The sequence below is a fragment of the Sphingobium chungbukense genome (genome assembly GCF_001005725.1).
In the GTDB taxonomy this organism is placed as follows: domain Bacteria; phylum Pseudomonadota; class Alphaproteobacteria; order Sphingomonadales; family Sphingomonadaceae; genus Sphingobium; species Sphingobium chungbukense.
In genome coordinates, this window is sequence record NZ_LBIC01000007.1 from 199,648 (window position 1) to 217,404 (window position 17,757).

General features: G+C 62.6%; 26 protein-coding genes. 10 read left to right on the forward strand and 16 right to left on the reverse strand.

From position 1 onward, the window contains the following. The first annotated feature begins 46 nt into the window (after window positions 1-46). On the forward strand, window positions 47-286 hold the full coding sequence (locus YP76_RS15850; protein ID WP_046764583.1) for a hypothetical protein: 240 nt from the start codon (window positions 47-49) through the stop codon (window positions 284-286). Window positions 287-391: 105 nt separating this feature from the next. Here YP76_RS15850 and YP76_RS15855 read toward each other — a convergent pair whose 3' ends face one another. From YP76_RS15855 to YP76_RS15875, 5 genes are all read right to left on the reverse strand, one after another. Further along, a complete protein-coding gene (locus tag YP76_RS15855) occupies window positions 392-607 on the reverse strand; it encodes a hypothetical protein (RefSeq protein WP_046764905.1) in 216 nt (71 codons plus the stop codon). Between the two features lie 418 nt (window positions 608-1,025). Beyond that, entirely contained in the window at window positions 1,026-1,466 is a 441-nt protein-coding gene (locus YP76_RS15860) for a DUF2958 domain-containing protein (protein ID WP_046764584.1), read from the reverse strand. Beyond that, complete coding sequence (locus tag YP76_RS15865; protein ID WP_046764585.1) at window positions 1,463-2,407, reverse strand: ArdC family protein; 945 nt, start codon at window positions 2,405-2,407, stop codon at window positions 1,463-1,465. The genes YP76_RS15860 and YP76_RS15865 overlap by 4 nt, the downstream gene beginning before the upstream one ends. Before the next feature lie 335 nt (window positions 2,408-2,742). Continuing rightward, window positions 2,743-2,967 carry an RNA polymerase sigma factor gene (locus YP76_RS15870; protein ID WP_046764586.1) on the reverse strand — a complete coding sequence of 75 codons (225 nt, stop codon included), beginning with the start codon at window positions 2,965-2,967 and terminating at the stop codon, window positions 2,743-2,745. 64 nt (window positions 2,968-3,031) lie between these two features. Beyond that, window positions 3,032-4,846 (reverse strand): ParB/RepB/Spo0J family partition protein, encoded by a 1,815-nt coding sequence (locus YP76_RS15875; RefSeq protein ID WP_084733207.1) that lies wholly within the window; start codon window positions 4,844-4,846, stop codon window positions 3,032-3,034. A gap of 485 nt (window positions 4,847-5,331) precedes the next feature. On the opposite strand from YP76_RS15875, the gene YP76_RS15880 reads away from it, so the two are divergent. Beyond that, window positions 5,332-5,832, forward strand: coding sequence for a lysozyme inhibitor LprI family protein (locus tag YP76_RS15880; RefSeq protein ID WP_198147516.1), 501 nt, complete (start codon window positions 5,332-5,334; stop codon window positions 5,830-5,832). Between the two features lie 432 nt (window positions 5,833-6,264). Here YP76_RS15880 and YP76_RS15885 read toward each other — a convergent pair whose 3' ends face one another. Further along, window positions 6,265-6,633: a type II toxin-antitoxin system RelE/ParE family toxin gene (locus YP76_RS15885; RefSeq protein WP_046764588.1), complete on the reverse strand. Its 369-nt coding sequence runs from the start codon at window positions 6,631-6,633 to the stop codon at window positions 6,265-6,267. Then, window positions 6,634-6,924, reverse strand: coding sequence for a type II toxin-antitoxin system ParD family antitoxin (locus YP76_RS15890; RefSeq protein WP_046764589.1), 291 nt, complete (start codon window positions 6,922-6,924; stop codon window positions 6,634-6,636). Between the two features lie 217 nt (window positions 6,925-7,141). On the opposite strand from YP76_RS15890, the gene YP76_RS15895 reads away from it, so the two are divergent. Both YP76_RS15895 and YP76_RS15900 read left to right on the forward strand, forming a co-directional pair. Continuing rightward, complete coding sequence (locus tag YP76_RS15895) at window positions 7,142-7,420, forward strand: type II toxin-antitoxin system ParD family antitoxin (protein WP_046764590.1); 279 nt, start codon at window positions 7,142-7,144, stop codon at window positions 7,418-7,420. Further along, window positions 7,420-7,716, forward strand: coding sequence for a type II toxin-antitoxin system RelE/ParE family toxin (locus YP76_RS15900; RefSeq protein ID WP_046764591.1), 297 nt, complete (start codon window positions 7,420-7,422; stop codon window positions 7,714-7,716). The genes YP76_RS15895 and YP76_RS15900 overlap by 1 nt, the downstream gene beginning before the upstream one ends. Before the next feature lie 135 nt (window positions 7,717-7,851). Here YP76_RS15900 and YP76_RS15905 read toward each other — a convergent pair whose 3' ends face one another. Beyond that, window positions 7,852-8,304: a MucR family transcriptional regulator gene (locus YP76_RS15905; protein WP_046764592.1), complete on the reverse strand. Its 453-nt coding sequence runs from the start codon at window positions 8,302-8,304 to the stop codon at window positions 7,852-7,854. Window positions 8,305-8,612: 308 nt separating this feature from the next. Beyond that, on the reverse strand, window positions 8,613-8,825 hold the full coding sequence (locus YP76_RS15910) for a hypothetical protein (RefSeq protein WP_046764593.1): 213 nt from the start codon (window positions 8,823-8,825) through the stop codon (window positions 8,613-8,615). Window positions 8,826-9,805: 980 nt separating this feature from the next. On the opposite strand from YP76_RS15910, the gene YP76_RS15920 reads away from it, so the two are divergent. Then, window positions 9,806-10,078, forward strand: coding sequence for an AbrB/MazE/SpoVT family DNA-binding domain-containing protein (locus YP76_RS15920; protein WP_046764595.1), 273 nt, complete (start codon window positions 9,806-9,808; stop codon window positions 10,076-10,078). Beyond that, entirely contained in the window at window positions 10,065-10,454 is a 390-nt protein-coding gene (locus YP76_RS15925) for a type II toxin-antitoxin system VapC family toxin (RefSeq protein WP_046764596.1), read from the forward strand. Before YP76_RS15920 ends, YP76_RS15925 begins: the two co-directional genes overlap by 14 nt. A 77-nt stretch (window positions 10,455-10,531) precedes the next feature. Here YP76_RS15925 and YP76_RS15930 read toward each other — a convergent pair whose 3' ends face one another. After that, window positions 10,532-11,230 (reverse strand): DNA methyltransferase, encoded by a 699-nt coding sequence (locus tag YP76_RS15930; protein ID WP_084733209.1) that lies wholly within the window; start codon window positions 11,228-11,230, stop codon window positions 10,532-10,534. Window positions 11,231-11,788: 558 nt separating this feature from the next. Here YP76_RS15930 and YP76_RS15935 point away from each other — a divergent pair. Further along, window positions 11,789-12,307 (forward strand): glycine cleavage system protein R, encoded by a 519-nt coding sequence (locus YP76_RS15935; protein WP_046764597.1) that lies wholly within the window; start codon window positions 11,789-11,791, stop codon window positions 12,305-12,307. A gap of 458 nt (window positions 12,308-12,765) precedes the next feature. Here the strand turns inward: YP76_RS15935 and YP76_RS15940 are convergent, their stop codons facing one another. The 3 genes from YP76_RS15940 to groES are packed head-to-tail and all read right to left on the reverse strand — an operon-like array spanning window position 12,766 to window position 15,003. Beyond that, entirely contained in the window at window positions 12,766-12,951 is a 186-nt protein-coding gene (locus tag YP76_RS15940) for a YdcH family protein (RefSeq protein WP_046764598.1), read from the reverse strand. Between the two features lie 56 nt (window positions 12,952-13,007). Further along, window positions 13,008-14,633, reverse strand: coding sequence for a chaperonin GroEL (groL, locus tag YP76_RS15945; protein WP_046764599.1), 1,626 nt, complete (start codon window positions 14,631-14,633; stop codon window positions 13,008-13,010). A gap of 55 nt (window positions 14,634-14,688) precedes the next feature. Next, the gene (gene groES / locus YP76_RS15950) at window positions 14,689-15,003 is read right to left on the reverse strand and encodes a co-chaperone GroES (RefSeq protein ID WP_046764600.1); all 315 of its coding nucleotides are present in this window, start codon (window positions 15,001-15,003) and stop codon (window positions 14,689-14,691) included. Window positions 15,004-15,277: 274 nt separating this feature from the next. On the opposite strand from groES, the gene YP76_RS15955 reads away from it, so the two are divergent. From YP76_RS15955 to YP76_RS28730, 3 genes are all read left to right on the forward strand, one after another. Continuing rightward, on the forward strand, window positions 15,278-15,514 hold the full coding sequence (locus tag YP76_RS15955; protein WP_046764601.1) for a hypothetical protein: 237 nt from the start codon (window positions 15,278-15,280) through the stop codon (window positions 15,512-15,514). Then, on the forward strand, window positions 15,511-15,780 hold the full coding sequence (locus YP76_RS15960; RefSeq protein ID WP_046764602.1) for an usg protein: 270 nt from the start codon (window positions 15,511-15,513) through the stop codon (window positions 15,778-15,780). Before YP76_RS15955 ends, YP76_RS15960 begins: the two co-directional genes overlap by 4 nt. Before the next feature lie 177 nt (window positions 15,781-15,957). Then, window positions 15,958-16,179 carry a hypothetical protein gene (locus YP76_RS28730; RefSeq protein ID WP_232307586.1) on the forward strand — a complete coding sequence of 74 codons (222 nt, stop codon included), beginning with the start codon at window positions 15,958-15,960 and terminating at the stop codon, window positions 16,177-16,179. A 13-nt stretch (window positions 16,180-16,192) separates the two neighbouring features. On the opposite strand, the gene YP76_RS28735 is transcribed toward YP76_RS28730, so the two are convergent. From YP76_RS28735 to YP76_RS15980, 3 genes are all read right to left on the reverse strand, one after another. Continuing rightward, entirely contained in the window at window positions 16,193-16,462 is a 270-nt protein-coding gene (locus YP76_RS28735) for an ETC complex I subunit (protein ID WP_332307421.1), read from the reverse strand. A 195-nt stretch (window positions 16,463-16,657) separates the two neighbouring features. Next, complete coding sequence (locus YP76_RS15975; protein WP_046764604.1) at window positions 16,658-17,173, reverse strand: Hsp20/alpha crystallin family protein; 516 nt, start codon at window positions 17,171-17,173, stop codon at window positions 16,658-16,660. 100 nt (window positions 17,174-17,273) lie between these two features. After that, the gene (locus tag YP76_RS15980; protein WP_046764908.1) at window positions 17,274-17,747 is read right to left on the reverse strand and encodes an Hsp20 family protein; all 474 of its coding nucleotides are present in this window, start codon (window positions 17,745-17,747) and stop codon (window positions 17,274-17,276) included. Between the last annotated feature and the right edge of the window lie 10 nt (window positions 17,748-17,757).

Sequence of the window (17,757 nt, forward strand, 5' to 3'; positions counted from 1 at the left end):
ATCGTCATGAGCGGCGAACCATCCTTCCTGTGTAGAAGGTGTCACCATGCCCAAATTGACGGACCGCGAACGCCTGGCTGAGCTTGAGCAGCGCAAGCGCAAGATCAGCGAGGAGATAGAGCAGACCCGCGTCGCGCTGCGCGGCAAATATGCAGCCATCATCTCTGATCTGGAGGTGGAATCGTTGACCGAGCGGGAGCTTCGGGAAATCATCAGCCTCGCGATCAAGGCTGGGTCCACGGCTTCGCTTCAGGCCCTCAAAGCGCTGCAGCCTCGACCATCCTGAGGTCGGGACATGCCCCTCGCCATGACGATCATGGGGGTTCGACGCCCCTATGGCCGTGCCGTGAACAGGGAAAAGTCGGAGGGCCGCTCTGGCCCTCCCCTTGGATCAGAGTTCGTCGATGAGCGCGCCCGGCACAGTATGGACGATTCGCTCAATAAACATCTGGGGCAGCTCCGAATAATCCCCCTCGTCGATGGTGACATAGCCCTGCTCGCCATCCTCCAGGACATGCTGGTCGAAATAGCTGCAAGCGGCGCGGCGCTCGGCGGAGCGGAGTACCGCAAGAAAGGCGCTGTGGTTGTAAGCGGCGTTCGTCTGCATGGGAGCCTCCTTCATGTCGAAAAGACGGGAGGTCCCGCGTCGGGCCGGCGAGCCTGGGTCAAGGAGCGCCGGCGCAGCCGGCGACCGCGCAGCGGGCGGTGGGGGAACCGATTTAGTTGCCGCCGTTGCCGCGCGAAGCGTGGCGGCGGCGGCGGCTAAATTGGGGGGACCACCGATCCTTGAGGCAGGTGAAGGCGGTCTGGCACAATGGGAAATCTGTGAGAGAGTTTGGATGTTGGCCGGGACCGGTCGAGGCGTAGCGCCGCGCGGTCCGACCGGGCCGCGCGGCACGCGAGCGAGGCGGACAGGGGCGCTCCAATGGGGGTTTTGGGTCGTGCCATTTTCCCATGCTGGGATTTATGGGGGAGAGGTCGGGATCGCGGATGCGAACCCAACCTTTCGTCGATGGGGTTTCAGATCATCGCGGCGATCCACCATTGCCGATCATGTCAGGATCAAAGTCCGGGGGAAGCGGATGGGGTGCTTGGGCCAGTTTCGCCTGCGCCGTGATGATCGAACCGGTTCGCCGCGACCACTCGGACCAGATGGAAATCGACGTCAGGCTGTTGAACGCAAGGTCCCGCTCGATCCTGAGACCGAAAGGAAGCCGAATGGCCGCGATCTCCATCAGGCTGAAATAGCCCAGTTCAGGACAACCAAAGCCAAGGTCCGCAAGGCCGAACAGCGAGTCGCCATCCTCGCAAAGCTCAGTCACGAGCCAAGTGGCCGCGCCCATAGGATTGAAGAATTTGACCAGCGGGGCCGGGTCCGGCTCCCGCCTGCCCTCTGCCTGCGCCGCGCGCCGCGCGGCGGTGTTCGCTTCAAGGGCTGCGATATGCTGGGGTTCAAGGAGGATCATGCCACGATCCTCCCTTCGGTAGCTATCCCATCCTCCCCCTCATCGGGTGCCGGAAGGAAGCCCAGCAGATAGTCGGCGGCCTTGCTGGCCTGACTGGCGGCGCGGAAGATGGCACGGGAATCTTCTCTGAGGACCCCCAGCCACGCCCCAAGGTAATCGCTGTGCCTCACGGTCGGGACAATCCCCAACTCGGCGCATAAAAAAGCGCTTATTAATTCGGCACATAGCTCTTCCCTCGCATAGTCTGGCGAGCCAAATCCGGTCTTCGGCAGGCGGTCGAGTCGCTTGGGGTGTCCCGAAAAATGGCCGAGTTCGTGCAGCACCGTCCGGTACCAGTTTATCGGCTCAAAATAGACTTCCGGCGGTGGAACACAGATATGATCCGTTGCCGGAGCGTAATAGGCATCGCTGCCGCCAATCCTGATATCCGCGCCGGTCGCGGCGATCAGGGCCTCGGCGCGGGGGATCAGGACTGCCTCATTATGGGTGATGATCCTGTCTGTCGGATCGTCGGGTAGCCCTTCGCACTGGTCGAGATTGAAGACAGTGAAGCGCTTGAGGAAAGCAATCTGCCGGGGGTTATCTCCATCCGGCTCGCGGGCATCATCGCCATTTTTCGGTGTGAACTTGTCGGCATAGCAGACGGTCGTGCCCTGCTCGCCCTTGCGGACATGGCCGCCCAGCGCGACGGCCTGCCGATAGGTCAGCCAGCGCTGTGACTGATAGCCGCGCTCGAAAAGGGTGTGCCACAATATGAGAACATTTATGCCTGAGTAGCGCCGTCCGGTTCCGGCGTTGCGGGGAAGGCCGAGCGGCGCCCTGCCGTCATCCCAAGGCTTGACCCAAGGCAGGGTTCCCGCCTCCAGTTCTGCGATGATCCGGTCCGTCACCTCGCTGTAAAGGGTGGAACCGGTCTGATGAGCTTTGTCATGATATCCCATTTTCCTTACTCCCTTCGCGCACCGGCCGCCGGAGTGGCGGGGGTGGGCGGCAGGAGCAGACCGGCAGGCCCACGGCATGAGGCGAGCAGCACCCGAAGGGCCGCAACGAAGTGGAGGAGTTGGGGCACAGCCCCGACTTGCGGCTCGCCGCGGTGGGCCTATAGGGCAGCGACGCCCACCCCCGCCGCGCCGCAGGCCGGTAAAAAACCGAAAAACGTCACCGCGCCCCGCGCGGTGGACGCTGGTCGACATTTCGCGCTGCACTTTGCAGCGCTCCGCATTTCCATGGTGGAAGCCAACCCTATGACGATGCCGCCCGGCGCGAAGTGCCCACCTCACCCCTCGCCTTCGCGATGAACGGCCCTGTCGAGATGCGCGAGTGCAGCGGCGAAATGGTCCTCGACCTCCCAGACGGAGGTTCCCAGCCGGAACGCGATTTCGGGGAAGGTGAAGTCATCCCGGACATGGAGATAATAGACGATGCGGGGGAGATAATTGAGGGTGGCAAGGCCGATGCGGTAGCGGTCGGCCATGGCGCCTTCGGGTCTGCGGGCAGGCATGGACTGACTCCTTTCAAGGATGAGGCAGGCGACGGGAAGCCCCGCCGCCTGCCGGACAAGACGATCAGGCTGCGAGCGGCAGACCGTCCCCTTCCTCATCCTGCCGGGGTTCGGACGCTTCGCCTTCGATCACGACGGCGTGCACCTCGGCTTCACCGGGCGTCTGCGGATCGTCGGGCTGCTCGGGTTCCAGCAGGCCCTGCAATTTGGTCCATAAATCGACCGTGGCGACGCCGCCGCGCCCGGTGTAGGCGCTCGGCGGGAACTGCATCCAGCGCGGCACCCATCCGGTCCGCTTCTCCCATCCCATCGCGCCGTTCAGGCAGTTGAAGATGATCCCGCGCTGGACCTTGCCGGTTTCCTTGGCGTTGGCCGCCGCCACATCAGCACCGGCCACATCGGCAAGGACCGCCCCAAGGACTTCCTTGTCGCGGATAAGATCGAGCAGGGCTTCGTCAGCTTCCCAGCATTGGGCCATATCGACCTCCAGATAGCTGCCCAGAAGCTCGATCAGGGTGGTGGCCGATTGCAGCGTCTCGGCCATGGCCACGGCAAGGATCGCCAGCACCTCCTTGTCGCTGAGGGCAAGCAGCTTCACGAAGAGGGGGACGATGTGATCCCCACCGCCGACAACGGTCGGCTCCTCCTCGTCCATGCCGAGCATCGCCAGCGCCTCCCGACGAAAGAAGTCGGTCGAACCTTCCGACGGACTGCTCTCGACGCTTTCGGTGATGGCATCGGTGCGGCTGGCCTGGCTCTGCCGCTCGACCCGCCACAGGGTGGACCCGCAAATGGCATGGGCGACCATCATCCGCAGGGCGACGGACGGCGTTTCCGCCACCTTCGCCGCAACGGCGGCATGGCGATGGAGGTTCACATAGTCGACCAGTGGCGCCGACAATTCGGGACGGGCGGGACGTCCAATCGGCTCGCCCTTCTCGATCCGCCGCGCCTCCTTCATCGTCAGATAGCCTTCATGGAAGCTGACCCCGCCACGATTGTCGATGGCGATATAGACCCTGCCGCCCTTTCTCTTGGGCGCACGTTCATGCTCCCAGCTGTGGAAATGCTCGCCCGGTTCGAGCGTGACGACATCGCTCCAGCCCTCTTCGCGGTAACTCTCGGATTTCGCCTTGATGGCGGCGCGCTGGGCTTCCCAGAACTGATCGACATTGGCGAAATAGCTGTCCTCGCCGAACAGATCGGAAATGATCTCACCCGCATAACCTGCAAGATCAAACAGGGCCGCGCTGGTCGAGATCGACGACCCTCCGAACAGCCATTCCTTAAGCCGGAAGCCGGTCGGCGCATGGGAACCCTCATCGTCGAGCAGCGCAAGCCATTCCTTCTGCCGGGCCTTGGAGGCGAGCGTTAGATGGCGAACGGTGGTCGCATCGATCTGCTCGGCCCGATAGAGGCTGCGGATGCGGGGGAGCAGGTTGCCGAGCGCGAGAGTGCGCTTGACCTGCAAGGCCGTCAGCCCGAAGGTGTTGGAGATATCCTCCGGGGTGCGTCCTTCCTTGACGAGCCGGGTGAAGGTTTCCCAGCGCGTCACTTCATCGGGATCGAGCCGCGCGATATTCTCGATGAGCGAGGCTTCGAGCGCGGCGGCATCATCGCCTGCCGCCATGACCGCGCAGGGCAACGGATCGCTGGCCCCGGTTTCTTCCGCCACGACGAGCGCGGCATGATAGCGCCGCTTGCCCGCGACGATCTCATAGGTTTCGGGCGACCCGTTCTGACGGACGATGAGCGGAACCAATACCCCGCGCGCCCGGATGGACGGGAGGATATTGGTGAGGTCAGGTGCCTTTTTCACGCCCCGCATATTGACGGTGGAGACAGCCAGATTGGCGATATCGATATGCTTGAGTTCCATGGGTATTCACTCCTTGGCTAAAACACCACCGGCCCGGCGAAAACGGGGTGGGCGGCAAGAGCGAACCGGCAGGCCCGCCGTCAGAGGCGGGCGGCATCCGCAAGGACCGCAATGCAATGGAGGAGCCGGCATGCCGGCTTGCAGCCCGCCGCGGCGGGACTAAAGGGCAGCGCCGTCCACCGCGTTTTTGCCGCGGCCGAATTCAACGCCATCGCGCGCCAGCGCGATGACCGCATCCGCGTCAGGGATCGATGCCCGAAGGGGCGAGACGGCAAGGCCGGCTCGACGGAGCGGCACGCGGAGCAGAGCCCGGCCCCACAGGGGAGACGCCCGCCCTTCCTTCGTCCTGGGGAACCCACCACATATACCCCAGGGCAAGAAGCAAGATGGATAGGACGGATATTGATCCGCCTACCCTCTGTGTCCCATGATGCATGGCATCAGATCGCGATCGGCGGAGGGAACTCATGAGCGTGGCCATTGGATTGCTCGTCGCGGCTTTGGCAACGCCAACGGACCTGTGGACAGGAGAAAACGGACCTGCCCGCGCCAAGGCCGTCATAGAAGAATGCCTCGGGGAAGCCGATCGCCAGCTTTCCAATCCCAGGCTTTGCGTGCCCCGCGTCGTGGACGCCTGTGAGAATGAACACGGGACCTACCAGCGGGCGATGAACGATTGCGCCACCTTCTCACGCCTGGCGTGGGAAGGCAGAAGGATGGCAGCCACGAAGCGGCTTACATCCGCGAAACAGGCCACAGCCACCCAATCTCCTGATCGGCACATTGCCCGGCTCATTGAGAGCGAGAACCATTGGGACGCCTGGAATCGCCCCGATTGTGAAATGCAGGCGGCGTTCAGCGAGGGGGGCACATATCACCGCTTCGCCCTGGACAGCTGTCTTTCCGACCATGCGGCGCATCGCGCCATCGAGCTTGAGGCTCTCGCCGAGGACTGGGGCAAGATTTTCGATCTCGGAAATTCATGACCGACCCACCGAGCGCGAAGGGTGGTTTTGAGCCCGGTCGGCTTTCGGGCGCGTGACTGCGACGGCTGCTAATACGCCAGGGAGGCCGCCGAACGGGCGACCAGAAAGCTCCGCAACAGCAGGACGGAAAATCCGTGACCCGAAAAAACGTTCGATCCCCCTCTTCCCCCTCCCTCCAATCGCGATAGGATGAAGGAAAGCTGCTGCGCCGGCGAAATCGGCACGGACCTCACGGTCGGAGACGCGATATCGCTGCTGCTCGTCCATTATGTTGTCGAGGACAGGGCGGACGCCATTGCCGCCGGGTTTGGGATAGAGAGACTGCAAGGGCCAGAACCAGAAGCAAGGAGGGAATCTGGGATCAAATTCCCTCGTTGGCGCGCGATAGCGACCTCGCTGACCCTGGACCGCCGCGATTCACTATGGCGGCGGTCAGTTCCAGTCCTCTTCGCGCAAGCGATAGCGCGCCAGTTCCATTGCGTCGTAAAGGACGCGTCCAATCTCCAGGACATCGGGATTGGTAGCTCGAAAGAGGATGAAATGGCGCGGACGACGGACGGCCCCGACGTCGGTCCGTGCCCGCTCACGACTAAGGCGCAGATGCCAGGTGCGAGCATCTTTCCCCAATTCGGGGCGGTCAACCGCACCGGGCCGATCAGGCTCGGCCGCGATATCCCGGATAGCGGTGGCGAGCAGCACCTCATAACGCTCGCGCGCTGCGTCGCCGAAGCGGGCCTGCGTCCATTCCAATATGTCGATGATGTCGGCTTGCGCCGAGGCGGACAGCCGATAGCGCGCCATTTATTGCGCCACGCGCGCCCGCTTCTTCGCTTGCCGACCCAAGCCGGCAATGAATTGGCCGAGTTGATGCTCTTCAACATCGACAAAGCGGCCTGCATCGAGGTCATCCCACCCGGTTTGCGCCGCCTTTTGCAAGGCACCGAGCCTTGCGGCGTCTTCGGCAGCGTTTCGCTCGACCAGGCGGAGGCCCTCACGCAGGACTTCGCTCGCGTTCTGGTAGCGTCCAGAGCGAACCAGCGAATCCACGAGTTCAGCCTGATGGTCGGTCAGCACCACATTGCGAGTCGGCATTTACGGTATCTCCTCCGGCAGTGAGATCATAACATCTTATGGCAGATTATGCCAATGGGTGCGATCTTTGATCGCCGTTGTTGGCGGTCCGACATCCTCACTCCAACCTTTTCCTCGGCCCCACGCCGGCTCTGCAAGACCGCTGGATCGGGCGGAAGAGAGTTACGATTGAACCTCATGGCAATTTTTGCCATAACGGGCGCTGGAGGAAATGCCGATGGCGACCATGAATGTTTCCCTGCCCGATCCCCTCCGGGATTATGTGCAGAGCCGTATCGACAGCGGCCAATATGCCAGCGTCAGCGACTATGTGCGAGATCTGATCCGCCGCGACCAGACCATTGTCGCGGACGAAGAACGATGGCTGAAGGACCTTGATGCCTCTATCGAGGAAAGCCTGACAGAGATGGCAGCCGGAGGCGGGCGCGACCTCGATGAGGTTTGCGACGAAATCATTGCCGATATTCGGGCATCCGCCGACAGCCAGCAGCATTAATGCAGGTTCGGTTATCAACGCAGGCCATCCGGGATCTGCAAGCCATCAGAGAGTGGATCGCGCCAGACAATCTGGGACGAGCGGTGACTTTCATCCAGGAACTGCGCGATGTGATTGCCCGTATCGGAACAATGCCGCACGCTTTCCCGCTGATTCCGCGCTATGAGCGGCATGGCATCCGTCGTCGCTCCTACAAGGGCTATGGCATCTTATATTCGGTGCAACCCGATCGCCTGTTCGTTCATCGCATCATTGGTCCCGGCCAGGACCATGACCGTGCCTTGCGCCTGAACTGAACGCGCAGCGGAAGATCGGGCGCGGGACGCGCGCGCTCATTCTTTGTGGTCGCATCATGTGTGCAGAAAACCCGATCCAGCGAAACGGGACGGCATGACGCGGAACCCCGGTATCTGAGGTTCCGCGCAAGCCCATCAATCCTTCTTGGGCGACGCCTTCCGTCCCTTGGATCCCTGCCCCTTCCGCTTCTGACCGAGGCCGATCGTCAAGGCGAGATCGCGCCGCGTGGCAGCATAGCTTGGCGCGACCATCGGATAATCGGCGGGCAGGTTCCACTTCCGGCGATAATCGTCCGGCGTCATCTGATAGTGGGTCATCAGGTGGCGCTTGAGCATCTTGAGCTTCTTACCGTCCTCCAGACAGATTATGTGGTCGGGCTTAACCGATGAGCGGACCGGCACGGCGGGCTTCAGTTCTTCCTGCGCCGGGGCGGCGGGCGTGCCGAGACCGGAAAGCGCGCCATGCACCTGGGCGATAAGCCCCGCCACCTCGGGCACCGGCACCATATTGTTCGACAGATGCGCCGACACAATGTCCGCTGTCAGGGTGATCAGGTTATTCTGCGCTGCCAGCAATTCGTCCGTCATCAAGCACTCCAAACAGGATCAATGCGGCCCCCTTGGCATATCGGCCAGCCAATACCAAACCGCCATCGCCCTCGATCGCAATATCCGCGCCCGCGTCAGGAATCGTCGCCGAATGGTCGAGACGGCAAATCCGGCTCGACGGAGCGGCACGCGGATCAGGCCCGCCCCCGCAGGGGAGACGCCCTGCTCTCCCTCTCTGCATGACGGGTATCAGAGCAACAGATGCCGAAGACCAGGAGGAGAAGGACCAGGTCCGAGGAACTCACATCTCCGCCACCATGCCATGAGACCGACGGACCGTTGCCGTTTCAGCCGGGCGAACCTTTCAGGATGAGATGGGCCGAACGCATGTAGAGGCCCAACTCCTTGTCACTGCGCAGCAGCCGGTCCAACAGATCCTTCATGTCGGCCAGGTCCGAATCGGGCCGGAACGGTCCTTCGGGTTGCTCCCCCATGACGAGCACGCTCAAGCAGAGCGCCTTCTTGACGAGATGGAGATCGCGCTGTTCGAACAGGGCCATAAGGCTTCTCCCGGCGTGGCATGGCGATGTAGCATGATCCGGGCCGATTGTTGATCGGCAGCTCTCGACAGACCCCCTGACGGATAGGAAATTGGGTGAAGGACGGCCGATTCGAGGACCATCAGCGGCGTCATTCCGCCCGCCCAAAACGAAGCCGCCGAACCCGAATGACAAAAGCCCCGCCTCCCAAGGGAAGAGGCGGGGCCGGTTCAGAGGCGGCCATTATGCTCAGCCCGGGTCGTCCCTGCACTGGCTATTATGGACTATGACGGACGGCATAAGGCCGGACGCCTGCTTGCCGCCGTCACGACAAGATATATGTGCCTTCCCCCGGCGTCCGGGCGGGCATATGGTCCTCGCCCCACGACTCGCAGAAGAGGTCGTCATGAGAACGTCCAATGACGCCGACTTGTTGTCCCAGCCGCCGCACGAGACACGGGATGCGATAGTTCCAGACGAACGGTCTGAACTGATCACCGTCCAAAGAGAATTTCTCATTCGGCGTTACGCCCGGGCCATGGCGACGATGCGCCCTCCTTCCATTTTCCACTGATCATTCAAGGCCGGCACAAGCGGCCTGGAACTCATTGCATTCCAGAAAAGTCATGCGCCGCTTCGTCAAGCCTGGGAGGCAATGGTGTCGCTATCCGGCCACCGTTACCGTGAACGACGACCCAAGGAACAGCCTGTCAGGTCAGCGGGAGGCCCGGCGGTCTCAACGGCGGTCGCTCAGCGCCATGGTCAGAGCGAACACCGACATGCCGCGGCGGCTCTCCCCTGCTGTGAAAGGTGCCAACGGTACCCCGAACCTCCCGGTCCACCTGGACTGGCCGCCTGTCCTGGCCCATAGCCGGCGGGCCAGTGCGAAAGGCTCGGCCCCGAGCCGAAATCGGCTTGGGAGCCGAAGATTGAAATTCCGGGACGCTTGCCTTGAAGCACAGCCTGCCCTATCTTACCTTCGTCTTACTTTGGAGGGCGCCATGGGCGTGCAGGAACGGATTACGACCACGGTGTCGACCAAGGGACAGGTCATCTTGCCCAAGGCGATCCGGGAACAGCGGCATTGGCCGGCCGGTACGAAGCTGATCGTCGAAGAAACGCCGGAAGGCGTCCTTCTGAAACCTATGCCGATCTTCGCACCAACCGACATTGATGCCGTTTTCGGTTCGCTGCGGTCGACCAAGCCTCCATTATCCATCGATGCCATGAACGCGGTCATCGCCAGGGAAGCGAAGCGACGTGCGCGGGATTGATACCAATATCGTTGTACGGCTGCTGACCGCTGACGATGCGGAACAGGCGCAAGCCGCCCGACGTGCTATTGAAGGCCAGGAGATTTTTCTCGGCGTGACGGTGCTGCTGGAGGCGGAGTGGGTTTTGCGCGCGGGTTATGATTTTAAACCCGCCCAGATTGCCGGCGCCTTGCGCGGGCTCGCCGGCCTGCCGGGTATGACCATGGAGGAACCGACTCAACTGGCGCTGGCGCTGGAGTGGATGGAAGGCGGCATGGATTTCGCCGACGCCCTTCATTTGGCGCGATCGGACCATTGCACGGAATTTCTGACCTTCGACCGCAAATTGGCCAAGCGTGCCAAGGCGCTGAACACGATGCCGGTCGTCATTCCCTGATTCTCCATCTGGCGATCGGCATTCCCCCGAGGTTCCGAATGGGGTGCTTCCATGACGGAAGCGCCCCATTTCATAAATCAGGACAAGAGCCCCATGCGACTGCTCGCTGTGCGGAAATGCTCGCCGTCCAGTTCGACGCCAAGAAAAGCACGCCCACATGTCCGAGCCGCTTCCAGCGTCGATCCCGAGCCGCAAAAGGGATCAAGCACAATGTCGCCAGGCGCGCTGAATGTCTCGACCAATGGCCGCAAAATTTCCACCGGCTTCTCGGTGGGATGGCGCCTGTTGCCGGTATAACGCGGCCAGTCGATCACGTCAGGCAAAGCATGCGCCGGCTGCGCCGGCCGCCCCTTCGCCAGCAGGAAAGCCTGCTCATGCTCGTAGCGCAGGAAGCGCGTCGATGAGGCGTAATGTTTGCGGAAGACGATATGACCGACCGGGACAAGCCCGACCGAACGCCAGGCCAGCACAAATTTTTCGACCGCACTCCAGCCGTAGAAACTGATGGCAAAGCTGCCTGGCCTCATCACGCGCGCGATCTCGGCAAAGGCTGGACGAAGCCAATCGGAATGATCGTCATTGGCGACCGTGCGCCCGTCACGCGAACGGCATCGGCAGATATAGGGCGGATCGGTCAGGACAAGATCGACCGCGCCATTGGGCAGCGCTCTCAATTTTTCGATACAGTTGCCATGAGCAATACGGTTGCGGGGAATGGGCCACCTCTTGGCCTGAGAATCGGTTGATGGCGCCTTCTCATGCGGTGTCTTTTCCATCTCAAAGCTCCTGATGCTGGGTCAGGCACCGTCATCGGCGCCTGGCCCCTGCCTCGCGGCGACCAGCAGGAGAGAGGGGGGGCAACGACAATCTGCCGGGGTGGTGCGGGCGCAGGCGCCGCCGAGCCACGGCCCGGCCGATTGTCGTTGCGGGGGAGAGAGGACGGCGTTCTCGTTCCCTATCCAAGACCAGGAAACGGCGCGGATCGCGCCGCAAGGAGCGAGGAAATCAAGGCATGTGGCACCCTTGCCAGTGGTTCTCGGCGCCCAGGTCGAAGGCTACCAATCCCCTCCCCCCGCTCGACAATTTCGAGCCGCAAGCGCCACTATACCTGCGATCCCCCTTGCCGCGTCCGACGCTCATGCTATCGCTGTGGCTGGCCCATTGAAATAGTAGCCCCCAAGCATGGCCGACCACTCAGAGATGGAAATCCTGTTCCGCCAAGCCGACGTTCATCGTCGTCTATTTTTTGGAGGCGGGATGACATTTGGCCTCTCCAAAAGAAGCCAAACATCCTATCAGTGGTTGCTGGAGAGTGCCGAACTTAGAGGTGAATCATGGATCGAACGGTAATCCTGACGGTGGTCGGCAGCGACCGACCCGGCCTCACTCGCGCGATAGCCGATGCGGTATATGCGGCAGGCGGCAACTGGCTGGAGAGCCATCTTTCGCGGCTCGGCGGAAAATATGTCGGCTCGGTGTTGGTCGAACTGCCTGAAGAGCGTCTGGATGAACTTGAGAAGGCCGCCTGCGAGATCGATGCGTTCGGGATCAAAGTCGACATCATCGGGTCTGCCAAAACGGACGAGCGAACAGGACAATCGCTGACAATCGAAATCGTCGGGCAGGATCGCCCCGGGATCGTTCGTGAAGTGACCACCGTACTCGCCGGGCTGGAAATCAATATCGAGGATTTTGCTACTGCCATTGAAGGCAGCGCATGGTCCGGCGCCCCGCTGTTTAAGGGGAAAATGAAGCTGTTGGTTCCGGAGAATCTCTCCACCGACATAGTATGCGAGGCACTCGAAGGCATATCGGGAGAGATCATGGTCGATTTCGCTACCGCTGCGAACTGAACTAAGGTCTAACGGGCGGGATCGCGGTTCTACAACGCCGACGTGCTCGGTAGAGTCAGGAAGTGGCGCGGTGTCGTGCGGCGCGCCTGTGGGGCTTGCCAGACGGTCCGTTTCCACTCCCTGCTCATCGAACCGGACGTGCAGATCTCCCGCATCCGGCTCTCGGACAAGACATCACGCCTTCACCCACGGCGGGCTGCGGCCAAGTCCGCCAGACGCACGAGGCCGAAGCGCTCGTACAGCTCAGGGCCGGGATAGGCTCCCTCTCGCTTTTCCATGCTGCTGAAAGAGAAAGGAGCCCCGGCGGCTGGCTCGGGGCTCCCCTTTCCATCCTCGCGAGCTTCCCCGAACGAGGCGGACGATCATGCAACGCAGATGGGCGCCCTCAGGTTTCCGGCAAACGCTCGTTGCCGAAAAGTTACGGGCAAATACGCAAATCGTCCGCACCGAACTCTCGCTCAGGCGGCTTCGCGCTCGGCCTCGTGCCCCGAGCAGGCCGCCATCTGGTCCTTGACCGCGAGCTTCAGCTTCTTGAGCCGGCCGATCAGGAAATGGCGCGGAAGGGGACGCTTCTCCTCCTCGCGAATTTCGGCTTCGAGACGCGCATGTTCGCGCTCGAGGTAGCGCAGATAGTGGTCATTCATCGTCGAGTTCCTCATGTTCGATGATGGGACCCGGCTGCAGCCGGGCCCTTGGTGTGTCAGTACTCCAGCTCCGGCATCGCGGCCTTTGCGCCCTTGTCATCCTTGGGCGCTTCGGCGACGAGCGCCTCGGTCGTGATCAGCAGCGAGGCCACCGAAGCGGCATCCTGAAGCGCGGTGCGGACCACCTTGGCGGGATCGATCACCCCGGAGCCGACCAGATCTTCATATTGGCCGGTGGCGGCGTTGAAGCCCCAATTGTAGTCCTCGCTCTCCAGGAGCTTGCCGACGATGAAGGCGCCATCCTCACCGGCGTTGTCAGCGATCTGCCGTGCCGGCGCGCGAAGTGCGCGGCGGACAATATCGATGCCTGACTGCTGGTCGTCGTTCGCCGCCTTGAGGCCGCCAAGCGCCTTGAGAGCGCGCAGCAGCGAAATACCGCCTCCCGGCAGAATGCCTTCCTCGACCGCGGCGCGGGTGGCGTGGAGTGCGTCATCGACGCGATCCTTCTTCTCCTTCACCTCGACCTCGGTCGCTCCGCCGACGCGGATCACCGCGACACCGCCCGCGAGCTTGGCCACGCGTTCCTGCAGCTTCTCGCGATCGTAGTCGCTCGTCGTGGTGTCGATCTGTGCGCGGATCTGGGCGACGCGGGCATCGATGTCTGAGCGGGCTCCGGCACCATCGACGACGGTCGTATTGTCCTTGTCGATGATGACCTTCTTGGCTCGGCCGAGCATCCCGATCGTGACGTTCTCGAGCTTGGTGCCGAGTTCCTCGCTGACGACGTTGCCGGCAGTTAGGATCGCGATGTCTTCCAGCATGGCTTTGCGGCGATCGCCGAAGCCCGGCGCTTTGACCGCTGCAACCTTGAGGCCGCCGCGCAGCTTGTTGACGACCAGCGTCGCCAGCGCCTCGCCCTCCACGTCCTCGGCGATGATAAGGAGCGGCCGGCCCGACTGCACTACCTGCTCGAGCAGCGGGATCATCGCCTGCAGGTTCGACAGCTTCTTCTCGTGGATGAGAATGTAGGGATCGTCGAGCTCGACCTTGAGCTTCTCCGCGTTGGTCACGAAGTAAGGCGACAGATAGCCGCGATCGAACTGCATACCCTCGACGGTTTCAAGCTCTGTCGCGAGGCTCTTCGCCTCTTCGACCGTGATGACGCCCTCGTTGCCGACCTTCTCCATCGCCTCGGCGAGAATGCGGCCGACTTCCTCGTCGCCGTTCGCCGAGATGGTCGCGACCTGCGCGATCTCGCTGTTGGCGCTGACCTTCCGCGCATGGGCTTCGAGGTCCTTGACCACGGCGCCGACGGCGAGGTCGATGCCGCGTTTCAGGTCCATCGGGTTCATGCCTGCCGAGACGGCCTTTGTGCCTTCGCGCACGATCGCCTGGGCGAGCACGGTCGCGGTGGTGGTGCCGTCGCCGGCCTTGTCGTTCTGCTTCGACGCGACCTCGCGCAGCATTTGCGCGCCCATGTTCTCGAACTTGTCCTTGAGTTCGATTTCCTTGGCGACGGTTACGCCGTCCTTGGTGATGCGCGGCGCGCCGAACGATTTCTCGATGACCACGTTGCGGCCCTTGGGCCCCAGGGTCACCTTCACTGCGTTGGCCAGCGTATCCACGCCGCGCAGCATGCGATCACGCGCGTCGGACGCAAACTTCACTTCCTTGGCAGCCATTGCCTCGTCTCCTTTCGTCGATTTCCTTCCACGTGTCAGAGGATGCAGGTCGCTGTCAGGCGGCCTGCTTAAGCTGGGCCGCGGCCTCGATTACGCCGAGGATGTCGCTCTCCTTCATGATGAGCAAATCCTCGCCGTCGACTTTGACCTCGGTTCCCGACCATTTGCCGAAAAGCACGCGGTCGCCCGCCTTGACGGCGAGTTCAACGAGCTTGCCGCTATCGTCGCGCAGGCCCGCGCCGACGGCGACCACTTCCCCTTCCTGCGGCTTTTCCTTGGCGGTGTCGGGGATGATGATGCCGCCCGAGGTCTTCTCCTCGGCTTCGATGCGGCGGACGACCACACGGTCGTGCAAGGGGCGGAAATGCATGCATAACCTCCAGATGCAAAACTGAGATGTGATAGACCTGCCGATCCTTCGAACGACAGGTGACGCGGAATTAGGAAAGGTCATTTTTTGCGTCAAGATGGTGCGCGAAAAAATTTGGCACTCGTAAGCGCTGAGTGCCAATGCCAGCGTTATCGGCTTGCTGTTGGACCAATTTCCCCTCTTGACTCGACTCGCCGGCGTTCCAAAATTCGCAGCGTGGGCCCGCTGCGCCCGCAGATGAAAAAGGAGCGACACAAAGGAAGGAGGCACAGCCATGTCGCAGCCATTTTCGCGTTATCTTCATCCCTTCGACGTTGCGCACAACCCGAGCCTCGAGCCGGAAGTGAAGCGCGCCATTCTGGCATCCTGGGCGTCCGACCGCGCCGCGGTGCGCGACCATCCCGGCCTGCGCAAGCCGCCCGGCGCCAGGCGCGCGGTGCCGATCGATGACATCCTTGCCGCCATGCATTCGATCGACAGGCCCTTGGAAGGTCACCGCCCTTCGCCATGAGCCGCCGGGATTTTATCGTGCAGCTAGAGGGCCGTCGGCTGACGACGGCTCAGATCCACTACTACCGTCCCGATGCGCCTTCGCTGCTGCAACTGTTCGTCTGGCAGGAGTACGATCTCGCGCCCGATTTTCCAGTGCTGTTCGAGTTTCTCGAGCATTGGCGGCGCGAGATCGAGGCCGCGCTGCACTCGGTGTGCATATCGCACGAGGGGATGATCCGCCCCACCAAGTGGCGCGCGGTCGATGGCGTGATCGATATCCGGTGACGCGCAGTCTGCTCAAGCGGTGGCGCAAGCCGAAGCCGGACGACGTGCCGGTACGTCTGCCGTTTAGCAACATCATGGAGTTCGCGATCGCGCTTCTGTCGATCACCCCTCGCGAACTGCGAGCGCTGGGGTGGACCTTTGCCCAACGCAAAAGGCTGCTCCATCACATGCTGGCTTGTGGCCGAGCCGCCGAACAAACTGGCCACCAAGCAGATCGAACTGCGCTTGCCCAAGAAAGACCTTGCCCGCTTGCAGCATTTCGCGGTGCGCGAACTGCCCAAGGCGGCGAGCAACACGGCCGTTATCGACCGCGTGTTCACCGCCCTCGACCAGGCATGGCATCGACACGAGCATCCATCGCACGCTGCAAGCTCTGGCAAGCAGTCCTCGCCCACATGAAGCGCGCCCCAGGTTATGCAGACCTGCGATCATCGTCCTCATTGGCGGCCGCGCTGGCACAAGGGAAATTGCCGCAGCACAAAGCATGCGGGCCCGTGGGCCAGCAGGAAAGCTCGGGACCCAGGGCATCGGGGATAGCGGGACGGATTTGGCCTGGCGATCGTGCCGTCCGGCATTCGAAGATGAGACCCTGCCTCTGACAATATCGCTCGGCCGAGGCGCGGTCGGGAAAGCGTAGCTCGATCGTCGCGAGGGGATCCCCTCCGCCGGTCCAACCAATCAGCGGGTCGGCGACCGGGCCCCAGCGCGGCGCGAACCTGACCCGCCATCGATTTGGCGGCGTCGGCCGCCGTTTGTCGTCAAGGCCAGCGGCTCGATGATCGCATTGGCGCCGTGCGGGAACGAGGTCGCACCCGCGACGGCAACTGCATGGTTGTCGGTGGCCGAAGGCCCGGACTCGAAAGTCCGGGCCCGGCCCTCAGCGGGCGCCGCCATTGACGGGAATCCGGCGGATGTTCTGTTCCGCCGCCTCCGTTCTGGGCAACGTCACCGTGAGGACGCCGTTCTTGAAGGTGGCCGCAACCTTGTCGCGGTCGATGCCTCTGGGCAGGCCGATGCGGCGCTCGAAGCGGCCATAGCTGCGCTCCGAGTAGCCGCGATCCTTGTCGTCGACTTCGGACTTCTTTTCGCCGCGCAGGGTCAAGGCGCCGTCTTCGACGAAAATCTCCACGTCCTGCTCGTCCATACCCGGTAGTTCCGCCGTCACACGAATTTCCTCGTCGGTCTCGCCGAGCTCGAGGTGGGGCCATCCCGACAAGCGGTCGAAACCGGCAAAGGCGGGCATGCCGAAGTTGCGGAAGACATCGTCGAAGAGACGGTTCACGTCGCGGTGGAGCGACTGCAGTGGATGGGTGTCCCTTTCCCGTTCGGCGCTCACCGGAACGGGCAGCCGGTTTTCCTGCCGGCTCCAGGGAATGAGATCACGAATTGCCATGATGACATCTCCTTTTCTGGCTGGATGAAAGGCTGAACCTGCCGGCCGCCGCGCGCGGGGGTGTGTCGGGAGGCGGCGCCGGCAGGCCAGTGGACGCGGCTCAGGCAGGCTCGCTCGCTCTTTCCTTCACCTCGCCCAGTCGCTTGCTGTCGGACGCATTGCCGCCGATCTCGATCCGACGCGGCTTCATCGCCTCCGGCACGACGCGCGTCAGTTCGATCGACAGGAGGCCGTGCTCGAAGTTCGCGTTGCCGACCTCGATGAAATCGGCGAGCTGGAAGCGCCGCTCGAAGGCCCGGGCCGCGATACCGCGATGCAGGTATTCGCCCTTGTCGGCGTCATCGGCTCGCTTGCCGGTCACCGAGAGCAGGTTCTGATGCGCGACGATCTCGATATCCTCCGGCTTGAAGCCGGCGACCGCGACGGTGATGCGAAAATTGTCGTCGTCGAGCCGCTGGATGTCGAAAGGCGGATAGCCATCGTCCTCGCGCGCGCCCGCCTCGAGCAGGTTGAACAGCCGGTCGAAACCGACCGTCGATCGGCGATAGGGGGTAAAGTCAAAGTTCGGTCTCATCTCCAAATCC